Here is a 14,536-nt window from a genome sequence, read left to right as displayed (position 1 = left end):
CCCGTGACTGACCTGGGGAACCTGCACACCATCGAGTTCGAAGTGTCCGATCACGTAGCCACGGTGTCGTTGAACCGACCTGATCGGATGAACAGCTTCACCGAGCAGATGGCAGACGAGTTAGCTGCGGTATGGGCCCGGGTGCGCGACGACAACGACATCCATGTCGCGGTGCTCCGCGCGAATGGCGAGCGAGCTTTCTGTACCGGCATCGACGTGTCCGAAGGAACCTGGTGGAAGCACAAGTCGATCTTCAACCAGGAAGACCCCGGAGAACTGCTGGGACCGAAGGCCCACCGGGTGTGGAAGCCGGTGATCGCGGCGCTGCACGGCATCGTGGCGGGCGGCGCGATGTACTTCGTCAACGAATGCGACTTCTCCATCTGCAGCGAGACGGCCACCTTCTTCGATCCGCATGCCAATGCCGGGATCGTCTCGGCACTGGAACCGATGGGCATGCTCGCCCTCGGCGTGCCCTACGGCGAGGTGATGCGGTGGGCCCTCCTTGGCAGCGAGGAACGAATGTCGGCACAAACCGCACTGCGGATTGGCATTGTGACCGAAGTAGTCCCAGACGATCAGTTGCGTTCGCGGGCAACCGAATTGGCGAGTGAGATCGCCGCACGGCGGCCCTTGGGGGTTCAGGGCACGGTCCGCGCCATGTGGGAGGCTCGCGACCTGCCGCCCAGCGCCGCCGCACGACACGGCAAGTTCTACACGGATTTGGGCAACGCCGGCGCGGGGCGGACCGACTCGCGCGCCAACAAGAAAGCGCCGCGCACCCGATAGGAGGGGTCGATATGACCACGACTGAGCAATTGGTGCAGTTCGACTTGCTGATCGGCGGCGAGCAGACCGCCGCCGCATCGGGAGCCACCTACGACAGCGTCGACCCGTTCACGGGCAGCCCGTGGGCGCGCGTGCCCGACGGCGGGGCCGCGGACGTCGACCGCGCAGTGGCCGCCGCCCGCGCGGCGCTGGACGGCCAGTGGGGGCAGTTGACCGCTACTTCGCGCGGCAAGCTGTTGTGGCGGTTGGGCGAAGTCATCGCGCGTGAGGCCGAGAACCTGGCCGAGTTGGAGGTCCGCGACGGCGGCAAGCTGACCCGGGAGATGGTCGGCCAGATGAAGGCGTTGCCGGACTACTACTTCTACTACGCCGGGCTGGCCGACAAGCTGCAAGGCGAGGTCGTTCCGGTCGACAAGCCGAACTTCTTCGTCTACACCCGTCACGAGCCGGTCGGCGTGGTCGGTGCGATCACCCCGTGGAACTCGCCGCTGCTGCTGCTGACCTGGAAGCTCGCCGCAGGGCTGGCGGCAGGGTGCACCTTCGTCGTCAAACCCAGTGACCACACGCCGACGTCGACGCTGGCGTTCGCAAAGCTGTTCGCCGAGGCCGGCTTTCCGCCCGGCGTCATCAACGTCGTCACCGGCTGGGGCCCGGAGACCGGCGCCGCCCTTGCCTCGCACCCCGGCGTCGACAAGGTTGCGTTCACCGGTTCGACGGCCACCGGAATTCACGTCGGCAAGGCGGCGATTGCCAACATGACTCGATTCACCCTGGAGTTGGGCGGCAAGTCCGCACAGGTGGTGTTCGACGACGCCGACCTCGACGCTGCCGCCAACGGCGTCATCGCAGGCGTGTTCGCGGCCACCGGTCAGACATGCCTGGCGGGCTCGCGTCTTCTGGTCCACGAGAGCGTTGCCGACGCACTGGTCCAGCGCATCGTGGCCCGCGCGGCGACCATCAAGCTAGGCGACCCGAAGGACCCGGCGACCGAGATGGGCCCGGTGTCCAATCAGGCGCAGTACGAAAAAGTGCTGTCGCACTTCGCTTCTGCCCGCGAACAGGGCGCTACAGTGGCCTACGGCGGCGAGCCGGCGAACGACCTCGGCGGCTTCTTCGTCAAGCCGACGGTGCTGACCGGTGTGGATCCGTCGATGCGGGCTGTCACCGAAGAGGTCTTCGGACCCGTGCTCGCAGTGATGACGTTCGCAGATGAGGACGAAGCCGTGACTGCGGCGAATGCCACCGAGTTCGGATTGGCCGCAGGGGTGTGGACAAAGGACGTGCACCGTGCGCACCGGGTGGCCGCGAAGATGCGAGCAGGAACCGTGTGGGTCAACGCGTATCGCGTTGTTGCCCCGCATGTTCCATTCGGAGGTATCGGCTACAGCGGTATCGGCCGGGAGAACGGCATCGACGCCGTGAAGGACTTCACCGAAACCAAGGCCGTCTGGGTCGAACTATCCGGGGCGACCCGGGACCCGTTCACGCTCGGCTGAGCAATTGACCACCAGGAGAGACATATGACGATCGCCGCAGCGCGGAGCTGACATGCCTGAACTGCCGTCCGACGACACCGGCGCCTGGCAGCTGCCCGAGGAACTCGTGCTGCTGCGCGACACCGTGCGTCGCTTCATGGATGCGCACGTGCATCCCGTCGAGGAGAAGCTGGACCACGACACCGTCGGACTCCCCCGCGACCAGCTCGTCGCATTGCAGGCCAAGGCGCGCGAGCTCGGCCTGTGGGCGCTGCAGACGCCAGCGGAGTACGGCGGCGCCGGACTCAGCGTGCTCGGCCAAGTGGTGGTCGCCGAAGAAGCCGCGAAATGCCGTATGGGCGCGTTTTTTCCGGCTCTTGGGGCGTTCGGTGGCAACCCACCCAACATCATGTTCAAGGCCTCGCCCGACCAGTTCGCGAAGTACGCACAGCCGATCATCGACGGCACCATGAGCAAGGCGTACACCGCGATCACCGAGTCCTCCGGCGGATCTGACCCGGCGCGAGCCATCCAGCTCAAAGCGGTGCGGGACGGTTCGGGAGATGGGGGGTATGTGCTCAACGGCTCCAAGATGTGGATCTCCCATGCGCCCCAAGCCGACTGGGGCATCGTCTACGCGCGCACCGGCGAGGGTCGTAACGGAATCTCGGCCTTCATCCTCGAGAAGGACACCCCGGGAGTCACGTTCAGCCGTATCCCGGTCATGGCATCTTTCGCTCCATATGAACTGCACTTCGACAACGTCCGGATACCGGCCGACCATCTGGTCGGCGGGGAAGGTCAGGGCTTCGCGCTGGCCAGCGACTTCCTCGTGCACGGCCGCATCGTCTATGCCGCAGGCCCGATCGGCATCGCGCAATCCGCCTTGGACATGGCGTGCCAATGGGCGAAGGACCGCGACGTCTTCGGCGGCCGACTCGCCGACAAGCAAGGCATCCAATGGATGCTCGTGGAAAGCGAAGTGGAACTGCGCGCCGCGCGACTTCTGATGTACCAGGCGGCATGGAACGCCGATCTCGGCCGCAACGTCCGCGTCGACGCGTCGGTCGCAAAGATGTACGGCACCGAGGCCGCCTACAAGGTGCTCGACCGTTGCATCCAAATCCACGGGGCCCTCGGCATCTCCACCGAACTCCCGCTGGAACGCTGGTTCCGCGACCTGCGCGTCAAACGACTCGGCGAAGGCGCGACCGAGGTCCAACGCGAAGTCATCGCCCGGTCGTTAATCAGATAGGGATGTTGATCAGATAGGGATGTCATGCAGAAGCCGATGACAGGGGTGCGCGTCCTCGAGGTCGCACAGTTCACCTTCGTTCCCTCTGCGGGTGCGGTACTTGCCGACTGGGGTGCCGACGTCATCAAGATCGAGAATCCGGTGACCGGCGATGCGCAACGCGGAATGGTCACGGTCGCGGGGCGCTCCGCGACGGCGCCCGGTGTCTCGTTTTCGCCCATGGTCGAGGCACCCAATCGCGGCAAGCGCAGCGTTGGGCTGTCCCTCGCGCTGAACCAGACGAGACCGGTGTTCGAGGAACTCGTGCGACGCAGCGACGTCTTCCTGACCAACCTTCTTCCCCAGGCGCGGGCCAAACTTCGCATCGATGTCGACGAGATACGACGGATCAACCCGTCGATCGTTTACGTCGCGGGCAGCGGGTATGGCAGCGAAGGACCACACCGAGAGACGGGCGCGCACGATGCGACGGCGTTCTGGGCGCAGGCTGGCAACGCCGCCGGCGTCACGCCGAACGACTCGGAGGTGCCGGCGGGCATGCCTGCGGGCGCGTTCGGCGACAACATCGGCGGCATCACCATCGCGGGCGCGGTGGCCGCCGCCCTCTACGGCAGGCAAGCAACCGGGCAGACGTCCGTCATCGACGTGTCGCTACTGGCGGTCGGGGCGTGGGCCAACCAGTCCAGCGTTAACCTGGCCATGCTCTACGGCTGCCCGCTGCCGAAGATCGACCATCGCACCCAGGCGCCGGGCAACCCACTCACCGGTGCCTACCGATGCGCCGACGGACGCTTCATCCAGCTGTCGATGCTGCAGCCGACCCGCTACTGGGCTCCCATGTGCCGACTCTTCGGGCTCAGATCCGCAGCCCTCGACGAGCGGTTCGCCTCGCTGGAGTCGCTCGCAGCACACGCCGACGAGGCCACCGCGCTGCTCGCCGAAGCCATCGGTGCGCGGACTTTCGACGAATGCACGCAGCTGCTGCAACATCTACACGGTCAGTGGGCGCCGGTGCAGGACGCCTGGGAGGTCGCCAATGACGAGTCGATGATCGCCAACGGGCGCATCGCCGAGGTCCGGGACGCCCAGGGCAACGAACAGCGCCTGGTGGCCAACCCGGTGAAGTTCGACGAGGCGGCCGGGCATCTGACCCGGGCACCGATGTTCGCCGAACACACCGACGAGGTCTTGCGCGAGCTGGGCATGGACGACCACGAACTCATCGAGTTGAAGATCGAAGGGGCCATCACCTGAACTAACCGTTGCCGTCGGTAAAAGCACGTCGGCACAGAGCGCTCGATGTCAGCGAAAACGGAGTCCACCCACTGTCCGAACGTCGCGGACGGGAGGTTTCCAGGCGTACGGCCGCGACCCCGGGAGGCCCACCGCGAGGATACGTATCCGGTGCCTGACAATATAATTCCGCGACGACGAGATCCCAGCAGTCGGCGGCGTGTTCACCGCCGTACCGGAACGAGGCGGGCAGAGGCGTGGTTGCAGAATCCTGTTCCGTCAGTCAGTCCAGACATCGTCCGCTGCTTCGGCGTGCCGGGGCGGCTCCGATGGCAGGGGCTGGGGAGTCCTGGAGAACTGGGGTGCCGGCGCAGGTTGCGTCACGCCGTCGATCTCGATGAACACGCCCCGCTCCGTTAGGTGCGGGTCGGCGACCGCCTCCGCCAGGGTCAATACCGGTGTCACGCACGCGTCGATGTTCGCGAAAAGCGCACTCCATTCGTCCCGCGTCCGCTGCGCGAACGTGTCTGACAGCAACGCGTGCATCGCGGGCCAGCCGGATTCGTCGCGCTGCGGACCGACGGTTTCGGGGTCGATGTCCAGAACCGCCAACATCTTGGCGAAGAACTCCGCCTCGAGCGCGCCGACGGCGACATAGGCGCCGTCTGCGCACTCGTAGGTGCGGTAGAACGGCGCCGAGCCGTCAAAGACGTTGGTGCCCCTGTCATCTGACCAACGGCCGTCGGCACGCATCGACCAGACGACCTGTGTAAGCTGGGCGGCTCCATTGACGATGGCGGCGTCGATCACCTGGCCGCGGCTCGAGGTCTGCCGCTCGACAAGGGCGGCCAGTACGCCGATGACGGCGGGCATCGATCCCCCGCCGTAATCACCGACCAGATTCAACGGCGGCACCGGGGGCTGTGAGGCGGGGCCGATCGCATGGAGCAATCCGGTGAGTCCGATGTAGTTGATGTCGTGGCCGGCCTCCAATGCACGTGGGCCGGTCTGTCCCCAGCCGGTCAATCGCAGGTACACCAGAGCAGGGTTGGTCGCGCAACAGACGTCCGGGCCCAGACCGAGACGCTCGGTCACACCCGGGCGAAATCCTTCGATCAGCACGTCGGCTCGATCGATGAGCCGACGGACCGCAGCGTGGTCGGCGGGATCCTTGAGGTTCGCCTCCACGACGCGACGCCCCCGCAGTTGCGGGTTTGCTCGTCCGGCGAGTTGACCGGGACGTTGAACCCTGATGACGTCGGCGCCCAGATCGGCGAGCACCATGGCTGCGTGCGGACCAGGCCCCATACCCGCCAGTTCGATGACCCGTGTGCCCGAGAGAGCGGCTGCCTGTGTCACCCCGCCACCATAGTCTATTCTGACATCTTGTACATATGCTCTATGCCGACTGTAATGCAATGACGACGTCAATTCATAGCTCCCTAGAAGACTATCTGACGCTTATGTCATCTCGTGGCGCGACCGGGCGAAAGGACTTCTGATGGGCCCGCTGTCCGGAGTCACTGTCGTAAGCCTTGAACAAGCCGTGGCAGCGCCGTACGCCACCCGGCAACTCGCCGATCTCGGCGCCAGGGTGATCAAAGTGGAGCGACCCGACGGCGGCGATTTCGCCCGCGGCTACGACCGCAGTGTGCACGGCGACTCCAGCTATTTCGTCTGGCTGAACCGAGGCAAGGAGTCTCTGACTCTCGATCTGAAAAGCACTGAGGGACAACGAATCCTGCGCCGACTACTGACCGGCTCAGACGTGTTGGTGCAGAACCTCGGACCGGGTGCGACTACCCGATTGGGGTTGGACGCCGCATCGCTGACCACCGAGTACCCGCGGCTCATCGTCTGCGACGTCACCGGGTACGGCGGCACCGGCCCGTGGCGAGACCGCAAGGCGTACGACCTACTGGTCCAGGCCGAAGCCGGGCTGCTGTCGGTCACCGGAACGGGCGACGACGTGGCGCGTACGGGCGTGTCGGTCGCCGACATCGCGGCAGGAATGTTCGCATATTCGGGCATTCTCACCGCGCTTTACGTGCGCGCCACTACCGGGGAGGTACGCCCGGTGTCGGTTTCGTTGTTCGAGTCACTCGTCGAATGGGTGGGCCAGCCCGCCTATTACGCGCACTACGGCGGCACAGCGCCCATGCGCACAGGTGCCAGACACGCGACCATTGCTCCATACGGCCCGTTCACCGCCGGAGATGGCGGCACGGTACTGCTCGCCGTTCAGAATCAACGGGAGTGGCGCCGGCTGTGTAACGGGGTATTGGTGATGCCGGAGCTGTGTGACGACACGCGCTTCGTGACGAACCCCGAACGGGTGAGCAACCGCGACGAATTGGAGGCGATCATCCACGCCGCGATCGCGCCGATGACGGCGGACGAGTTTGCGCAACGGCTCGAGGCCTCGGGCGTCGCGAATGCGCGCATGAATGACGTCGGCGATCTGTGGTCACATCCCGTACTCACCGGACGTGACCGCTGGCGGGAGGTCCGCACGCCGGGCGGGCCGATCGACGCGTTGTTGCCGCCGGCGACGTTGGCCGGGATCGAGCCACCGCTGGGTGATATTCCTGCGCTCGCTGAGCACAGCCGAAAGATCCTGCGAGAGTTGGGCTATACCGACGAGGCGATCTCGGATTTGGTCACGTCGGGCGTGACGACCGACGGATCGGACCGCTGACTACGGGCACCGCCGTCGGTGTAGATCGTCCGACCGGTCACAAAGCCACATTCGTCGGATGCAGGAATGCGATCAGCGCCCCTGTTTCATCGGGCTGTCGCTGCCGATCCAGCACTGCGTCGAAACCGAAGTCCTCACGCTACACCCGCTCGAGCGCGTCTTCGTAGGAGCAGGACGTTCACCATGCGCTCAGGATGCACTTCCGCCACCGTCCGATGAGCCGTCGCGTTGCACCTATGAGCCATATCTGACATTAGTGTCGTTCTACGCTGGGCGGCGTATTACCTAATAAACGCGCTATTTTCCCGCTCCTCTACGGACCTAGGCCAGAGACATAAGGCTTGATTCTGACAGTACTATGCGGTAATAATGTGGGCATACGGCTCGACGAATGCCGTGAGATCAGCCCCGAGGAGAAACACATATGACGCTCGATGTCGCGGCCGCGGACAAGGTGCTGGCGGGTCTGCGCCCCTTCCCGGTGGCGGTCACCACGATCGACAACGGCTTCGCCAACGGCCTGATGTCGCTGTCGGCCGGCTCGGCCAGCATCGTGCCCGAACTACCCCGGGCCACCGTGAGCCTGACCAAGTACAACCGCACCCACGACATGCTGGTCAACTCCGGGATCTTCGTCATGCACATGCTCTCCGCGGGCCCCGAGGAGATCGACGCCTCGATGGACATCCTGATGACCCTGGGCGGCAGCTCCGGGCGCGACGGCGACAAGATCGCCAAACTGCGCACAAAGCGCGGCATCACCGGTGCACCCATCCTGCTTGACGCCCACAGCTACGTCGAATGCCGTATCAGCGGATCACTGGACAACGACGAGAACACCATCTTCGTCGGAGACGTCGTGGCCGCCGAAGTGTTCAGCTCCGCCCAACGCCTACGTATCGGCGAAGCCTGGGCCAAACTGCCCCACGAGTGGATCGAACGCTACGAAGCCAACCACGAACCACAACTCCAAAGCGCACGCGACCTACGGGCAGCCGCCGCAGCGCGGAGCTGACCTCGGGCGCGCGTATGCCCGACTGGCGCTCACAACTCAAGGATTCCCGGTGGACCTGCAGTACAACGTGATGTTTCCGATGCGCGCCGTCAAGCACTGGCAACGTTGGAGCGAGGGAGCCAGCCTGGGCGAGGTCGCCAAAGCGGTCGAAAGCGCTGGTTTTCAAGGCTTTTCGATGAGCGAGCATCCTTTCCCCGACAACCAGTGGTTGGCCAACGGCGGGCACCACGCCTTCGATCCGTTCGTCTCGCTCAGCTTCGCAGCCGCGGCCACCACCCGACTGCGACTCATGACTTACATACTGGTGTCCGGCTACCGCAGCCCTTACCTGACCGCCAAGGCCGCCGCCAGCTTCGACCTACTATCCGGTGGCCGGTTCACGCTTGGTACCGGCGCCGGATATCTGAAAACCGAGTTCGAGGCTCTCGGAGCTGACTTCCACCGTCGCGGAGCGCTGTTGGACGAGGCCATCGTCGCGTGGAAGGCCACCTGGGCGGGCGAGGAGCACCACGGGCCCGAGTTCGGGATCACCGACCATGTGGCACTGCCCCTCCCCGCCACGGCCGGGGGACCCCCGGTCTGGATCGGCGGGAACAGCAAGGCCGCGCAGCGCCGGGTGGTCGACACCGCCGATGGCTGGATTCCGATGGGCCAGTCTGCCGAGACGGCGGCGATCACGCGGACCCCGCCGCTTGAGGACATCGCCCGACTGGCCGAACTCATCTCGGGAGTGAACCAGCGACGGTCCGAACTCGGACGTGCACCCGCTGATGTGTCATTCGTTCCGTTCGAAGCCGCTCGGCTCGTGAGTGGCGACAGTGGAGATTTCGTCGAGTCAGTGAAGCCACGACTGAACGAGTACGCCGATGCCGGGGTGACTTGGATCACCGTTGAGCCGGCCAGCCGCAGCTTCTCCGACTTTCGCACCGACATCGAACTCATAGCCGGCGAGTTGATCAGCTAGATCCTTGTCCCCCAACGTAATCAATCAGGAAGCCCCGTGATCGCGCTTCTCAGCGAAGAAGAGACCATGCTGGTCCGCACGGTGCGTGACTTCGTCAATAGAGACGTGAAGCCTGCCGTCCGCGAAATCGAACACGCCAACGAATATCCCGAGGCGTGGATCGAACAGATGAAGCGCATCGGAATCTACGGCCTGGCCGTGCCTGAGGAGTACGGCGGATCGCCGGTCTCGATGCCGTGCTACGTCGAGGTGACCCAGGAGCTTGCCCGCGGCTGGATGAGCTTGGCCGGCGCGATGGGTGGGCATACCGTCGTGGCGAAGCTGCTCTCGTTGTTCGGCACCGAGGAACAAAAGCAGAAGTACCTGCCAGGCATGGCGACCGGTGAGCTGCGCGCCACAATGGCGTTGACGGAGCCGGGCGGGGGCTCCGACCTACAGGCGATGACCACGACCGCGCGTGCCGACGGGGACCAGTTCGTCATCAACGGCTCCAAGACCTGGATCAGCAACGCCCGGCGATCGGGACTCATAGCGCTGCTGTGCAAGACCGATCCCGGCGCCGTCCCACGCCATAAAGGCATCTCGGTGCTGCTGGTGGAGCACGGTCGGGGCCTTTCCGTGTCGCGGGATCTGCCCAAGCTCGGCTACAAGGGTGTCGAATCGTGCGAGTTGTCATTCGACGACTGTCGGGTGCCGGCATCGGCGGTGCTCGGCGGTGTGCCCGGTAAGGGCTTCGGTCACATGATGAAGGGACTAGAAACCGGCCGGATCCAGGTCGCGTCCCGCGCTTTGGGCGTTGCGACCGCCGCACTGGAGGACGCCCTGGCCTATTCGCAACAGAGGGAGAGCTTCGGCCAACCGATCTGGAAGCACCAGTCCGTCGGTAACTATCTCGCCGACATGGCCACCAAGCTGACGGCGGCACGCCAACTGACGCGGTATGCCGCCGAGAAGTTCGACAGCGGCGAACGGTGCGACATGGAGGCCGGAATGGCCAAGCTGTTCGCGTCCGAGATCGCCATGGAGATCGCGCTGAACGCCGTCCGAGTCCACGGAGGCTACGGCTATTCCACCGAGTATGACGTCGAGCGCTACTTTCGTGATGCCCCGCTGATGATCGTCGGAGAAGGCACAAACGAGATACAGCGCAACGTCATCGCCTCGCAACTGATTGCCCGGGGCGGCATCTAGCCCTGCGCTAAAAGCACCCGCGCGGTCGCACACCGACTGAACGACCTGATCGGGGCAACAGGAAGGACCCGGCAAAATGACCGAAAGGCCGTCCTACAGTGGGGATCACGGCGTCGTGCGCTATGAGCGCGACGGCGCGATCGCCCGTATCATCCTCAACTGGCCGGAGCGGGCGAACGCACAGTCCTCGGAGATGGTGAGCAAAGTGGATTCCTGCCTCGATGAGGCCCGCCAGGACTACGGGGTCAAGGTGGTGATCATCAAGGGCACCGGCAAGGGCTTCTGCGCCGGACATGTCATCGCCCCCGACGCCTACCCCGAGTTCGCCGAGTCACAGGCCAACATGGGGAGCAACTACCAGGGCGGAAAGGAATTGTTCCTCTGGCCCACGCTGAGATACTGGGAATTCCCGAAGCCGATGATTGCCCAGGTGCACGGCTACGCGATCGGCGGCGGAACCTACTGGGCGCTGCTGCCCGAGGTCACTATCGCATCCGAGGACGCTTACTTTCAGATGCCACTGGTCCCCGGCCTCGGCTTCGCGGGCGGGGAAACGATGATCGAGCCATGGGTGTTTATGAACTTCAAGCGCGCCGCCGAATACCTCTACACTGCACAGACATTGACCGCTGAGGACGCGCTGCGGATGGGATTGGTCAACCGCGTCGTCACCCGCGACGAGCTCGAGCCGGTGACGGAAGCGTTGGCGGCCAAGATTGCCAGGGCGCCGCTGTCGACCTTGATGGCGACGAAGACCATGCTGGTGCGCGCCTGGGAGCAAATGGGCATGCGCCAGCACCTTCAGCTGTCGGCGGACGTGATGTCGGTGCTGGAGCACACGTCTGACGCGCAGGCGCTACGCGCCGAACTGCAGACCAGCGGGAAACTTCCCCGCGACCGGGCTGGCGATGGTTAGCGTCCATTGAGAGTGTCCTTCAGGTGTGGCCACCGTCTCCGGTCCGGCCGTGAACGCCCCGACGCCACAACGGAGCACCGACACGCTCGGACGGCGTGCAGCGCCCCGACGCCTCAACGAATTTGAGCGATCACCTTGCTGAATGCCTCGGCGTGCAACTGCGGAACACTGATGTATGTAATGCCATAGTCCTCGACGTAGCGACACAATGTATCGGCCATGGTGCGGGGCGAACCAGCAAGCGTCGTTGGTGAGGCGAGTATCTGCTCCTCGGAAAGACTCTGTCCAAAGCCCGATGTCCGCAACACTTTCGGGACCCCGCTGTCATCGTGCGGCAACGCCGTAATCATCAGGTTCAACTCGATGTCGTCGAAACGGTCTCCTGCCCGGTCGCGAATGAAACCCACCAAGTCGTCTAGCGGATCGGCCGCAGTGCTATTTGCGCGGCTGCCGCTGAGACCAATGATGTTGGCTTGCCTCGCTGCAAGTGTCAGCACTCGATCACCTGATCCGGCGATCATGATCGGCACAGTGGGGACATGCTCGCGGAGATAACCTGTCATGTGGCTGAGGTGATCGACGCGGCCCCGAGCGCTGGGAAACACCAATTCCGCTGCTTCGAACTCTTCCTTCACATAACCTGCACCCAACCCAAGCTCGAATCGATGGTCGGTGAGCAGGTCGATGGCCGCGACATCGCGAGCCAGCAATGCCGGTTTGTAGAACCCGGCGTTGAGTACGAACGGGCTGAGTCGCATCGTCGTGACTTCCGCGGCGGAAAGCAACGCGGCAAATGGCGCAGGCGTGACGAGATGGTCCGGCAAATGCAGAACGTCGTAGCCGAAGTCCTCCACGCGCCGTACGGCGTCCCGCCATTGGGATCGCGACTTCAGCGTCGACAGCGCAACACCGAACCGAAAACTCTTCGCCACGAACGTCACTCCCTTCCATCCGAGGACCCGAAGCGAACGGCGCCGCTGAACTGCCTGTGGCCCGCGGTGCGTGAAAGGACCTCATTCTTGTAACACGATGCGCTTATCTGATGACTTGGCGGTGCCTTCCTGTTGGACCCCGTACTACTGCGCCGACGTATCGTCACCAGGTCAACGCCGCGAGAAAGGGTGCGGCGGCTGGCGCGCTTGGTAGAACGCCACGGCGCTACGGATCGAATCGTGGATCGGCTTCGGTTGCCACCCAAGCTCCCGCACGGCCTTGCCGTGGTCCATCGGGGACATGATGTGCATGAGCCGCACGGACAGACTGGACAGCAGTAGGTCGCGCCGCAGCACCTTTGCGGCCACGTCTCCAGCAAAACCCAACGCGTACATAACCTTCAACGGAACCCCTAACCGCGGCGGTTTCGCTCCTCCCGCCTCGGCAGCCGTACGATAGAGCTCGCGAGCGCTGATGAAGCGCTCGGAGATGATGTACCTCTCGCCCACGCGGCCCTTCTCAGCGGCGAGTATCAACGCGCGAGCGGCGTCCTCGATGCCGACCACTTCCATCGACATGTCCTTGACGTACACCGGCATCTTGCCGCGGGCCGCCGCGGCCACCAGTGAGCCATGCGGGGTCGGCTGAAAGTCAGCGGGGCCGTAGGTGTTTGCGACGCACAGTGCAACTGCGGGCAACCCACGCTCGGCGACGTACTGTAGGACGAGCCGCTCTGCTTCGACGCGGGAACGGATGTAGCCCCCACCCTTGTCGAGCCAGTTGAACGGTTTGTCTTCGGTCACTGGCAGGCCGTCGGTACTCAGCGCGATCGTCCCGATGGTGCTGGTGAAGACGAAGCGCCGCAGATCCGCATCTGCTGCAGCATCGAGTGCGTGACGCAACCCCTCAACGTTGGTGCGGAACAACGGCGTCGAATCCCGCAACCAGGCCCTGGTGTCGACAACGCAATAGAACACGTCGTCACAACCCGTCATCGCGTCACGCAATGCCTCATCGTCGAAGACGTCTCCATAGCGGCGTTCGACGTCAAGGTCATCGATCGCCGCGGTAGGACTGGTGCGCCGCAGCAGGACTCGGACGGCATCGCCTCGCTGCACCAGTTGCCGCGTCACGTGCGAACCAAGGAAGCCGCTCGCGCCGATTACCAGCTTCAGCGGACCTGCCACGTCAGCACTCTCCAGGGTCGTACGGTTCGAGAACTATGACAGTACACTGTCACATTTGTGCGCCGGTCATACGTTGCGGATCGCTTCGGCTAGTTCACTGGGCGCATCGATCATGACGAAGGTGGAGCTGCCGGGGATCTCGATCAACGTGGCATGCGGGAACGCGTCGCGCAGTCGGCGGGCGTGGTCGAGGGGGAACAGCGGGTCCTCGGTTCCCCAGGCCAGGACGACGGGTCGGTCGAAAGCCTCGATCGCCGGCGCGGCACGCAATGTCAGAGCCGAATCCAGGGAGGCGGTGACCGTAACGGCGTCGCGGCGGGCCGCTCCGCTGGTGGCGAAGGATCCGAAAATCTCCCGCTGCCGCTCCGGGGTCGGGCGGTGCTTGGACACGGCCTTCAGGAAGAAGCTCCGCCCCGGTCCGGTGGCCAGCAGCCCTAAGATCATGCCGCCCGGCGCAGGACTGAACCGGCACAGCTTGACGATCTGAGCGAACGAGCCGGGCGGAAAGTGTTCGTAGCTATCGCAATTGGTCAACACCAAACGAGCGATCCGGGACGTGTCCAGCGCTGGATCGCCCAGCGACGCTAGCACCAGGCCGCCACCGGTGTCGTTGGCCACCACCGTGACATCAATGAGATCGAGGGACTCCATGAAGTGGACAATGCGTCGCGCGGCCGCCTCGGCACGCAGGTCGGCGCCGTCGCTAGGTGTGCTGTGCGCGCCCAGCGGCCACGTCGGGGCGATGCAGCGGAAACCCTGCCCTAGTTCGGCCACGACGTCGTTCCACAGCGCGCCGGTCACGTAGACGCCGTGTACGAACAGGACGGTTGGACCCGTTCCGGTGTCGGTGTAGTCGATGTCCAGCCCGTCTACTCGTGCC

At 64.5% G+C, this 14,536-nt stretch carries 13 protein-coding genes; 9 read left to right on the top strand and 4 right to left on the bottom strand.

Features of this window, described 5'->3' with window-relative positions; all coding sequences use genetic code 11:
* The first annotated feature begins 3 nt into the window (after nt 1-3).
* The 4 genes from QGN31_RS12145 to QGN31_RS12130 are packed head-to-tail and all read left to right on the top strand — an operon-like array spanning nt 4 to nt 4,773.
* Nucleotides 4-789 carry an enoyl-CoA hydratase/isomerase family protein gene (locus QGN31_RS12145; protein ID WP_014384959.1) on the top strand — a complete coding sequence of 262 codons (786 nt, stop codon included), beginning with the start codon at nt 4-6 and terminating at the stop codon, nt 787-789.
* A gap of 11 nt (nt 790-800) precedes the next feature.
* Nucleotides 801-2,285 carry an aldehyde dehydrogenase gene (locus QGN31_RS12140; RefSeq protein ID WP_014384960.1) on the top strand — a complete coding sequence of 495 codons (1,485 nt, stop codon included), beginning with the start codon at nt 801-803 and terminating at the stop codon, nt 2,283-2,285.
* Nucleotides 2,286-2,337: 52 nt separating this feature from the next.
* Nucleotides 2,338-3,519 (top strand): acyl-CoA dehydrogenase family protein, encoded by a 1,182-nt coding sequence (locus QGN31_RS12135; RefSeq protein WP_014384961.1) that lies wholly within the window; start codon nt 2,338-2,340, stop codon nt 3,517-3,519.
* Nucleotides 3,520-3,543: 24 nt separating this feature from the next.
* Nucleotides 3,544-4,773: a CaiB/BaiF CoA transferase family protein gene (locus tag QGN31_RS12130; protein WP_014384962.1), complete on the top strand. Its 1,230-nt coding sequence runs from the start codon at nt 3,544-3,546 to the stop codon at nt 4,771-4,773.
* Between the two features lie 258 nt (nt 4,774-5,031).
* Here QGN31_RS12130 and QGN31_RS12125 read toward each other — a convergent pair whose 3' ends face one another.
* A complete protein-coding gene (locus tag QGN31_RS12125; RefSeq protein WP_080588019.1) occupies nt 5,032-6,060 on the bottom strand; it encodes a CaiB/BaiF CoA transferase family protein in 1,029 nt (342 codons plus the stop codon).
* A 193-nt stretch (nt 6,061-6,253) separates the two neighbouring features.
* Between QGN31_RS12125 and QGN31_RS12120 the strand changes: the two genes are divergently transcribed.
* The 5 genes from QGN31_RS12120 to QGN31_RS12100 all read left to right on the top strand — a co-directional run bounded on the left by QGN31_RS12120 (nt 6,254) and on the right by QGN31_RS12100 (nt 11,536).
* Entirely contained in the window at nt 6,254-7,450 is a 1,197-nt protein-coding gene (locus tag QGN31_RS12120; protein ID WP_014384964.1) for a CaiB/BaiF CoA transferase family protein, read from the top strand.
* A 424-nt stretch (nt 7,451-7,874) separates the two neighbouring features.
* Nucleotides 7,875-8,465 (top strand): flavin reductase family protein, encoded by a 591-nt coding sequence (locus QGN31_RS12115; RefSeq protein WP_014384966.1) that lies wholly within the window; start codon nt 7,875-7,877, stop codon nt 8,463-8,465.
* A gap of 49 nt (nt 8,466-8,514) precedes the next feature.
* Complete coding sequence (locus QGN31_RS12110) at nt 8,515-9,429, top strand: LLM class F420-dependent oxidoreductase (RefSeq protein WP_014384967.1); 915 nt, start codon at nt 8,515-8,517, stop codon at nt 9,427-9,429.
* Nucleotides 9,430-9,495: 66 nt separating this feature from the next.
* On the top strand, nt 9,496-10,620 hold the full coding sequence (locus QGN31_RS12105; RefSeq protein WP_407937429.1) for an acyl-CoA dehydrogenase family protein: 1,125 nt from the start codon (nt 9,496-9,498) through the stop codon (nt 10,618-10,620).
* A gap of 76 nt (nt 10,621-10,696) precedes the next feature.
* Complete coding sequence (locus tag QGN31_RS12100) at nt 10,697-11,536, top strand: enoyl-CoA hydratase-related protein (protein ID WP_014384969.1); 840 nt, start codon at nt 10,697-10,699, stop codon at nt 11,534-11,536.
* Nucleotides 11,537-11,649: 113 nt separating this feature from the next.
* Here the strand turns inward: QGN31_RS12100 and QGN31_RS12095 are convergent, their stop codons facing one another.
* From QGN31_RS12095 to QGN31_RS12085, 3 genes are all read right to left on the bottom strand, one after another.
* On the bottom strand, nt 11,650-12,468 hold the full coding sequence (locus tag QGN31_RS12095; protein ID WP_041785642.1) for a TIGR03621 family F420-dependent LLM class oxidoreductase: 819 nt from the start codon (nt 12,466-12,468) through the stop codon (nt 11,650-11,652).
* 171 nt (nt 12,469-12,639) lie between these two features.
* Nucleotides 12,640-13,656: an NAD-dependent epimerase/dehydratase family protein gene (locus QGN31_RS12090; RefSeq protein WP_201358724.1), complete on the bottom strand. Its 1,017-nt coding sequence runs from the start codon at nt 13,654-13,656 to the stop codon at nt 12,640-12,642.
* 66 nt (nt 13,657-13,722) lie between these two features.
* Nucleotides 13,723-14,520: an alpha/beta fold hydrolase gene (locus QGN31_RS12085; protein WP_080588066.1), complete on the bottom strand. Its 798-nt coding sequence runs from the start codon at nt 14,518-14,520 to the stop codon at nt 13,723-13,725.
* Nucleotides 14,521-14,536 lie beyond the last annotated feature (16 nt).

The sequence above is a fragment of the Mycobacterium sp. 2-64 genome (assembly GCF_035918375.1).
In the GTDB taxonomy this organism is placed as follows: domain Bacteria; phylum Actinomycetota; class Actinomycetes; order Mycobacteriales; family Mycobacteriaceae; genus Mycobacterium; species Mycobacterium intracellulare.
Note: the sequence above shows the minus strand (reverse complement) of the source record. Positions and strands in the feature narration are given on the sequence as shown.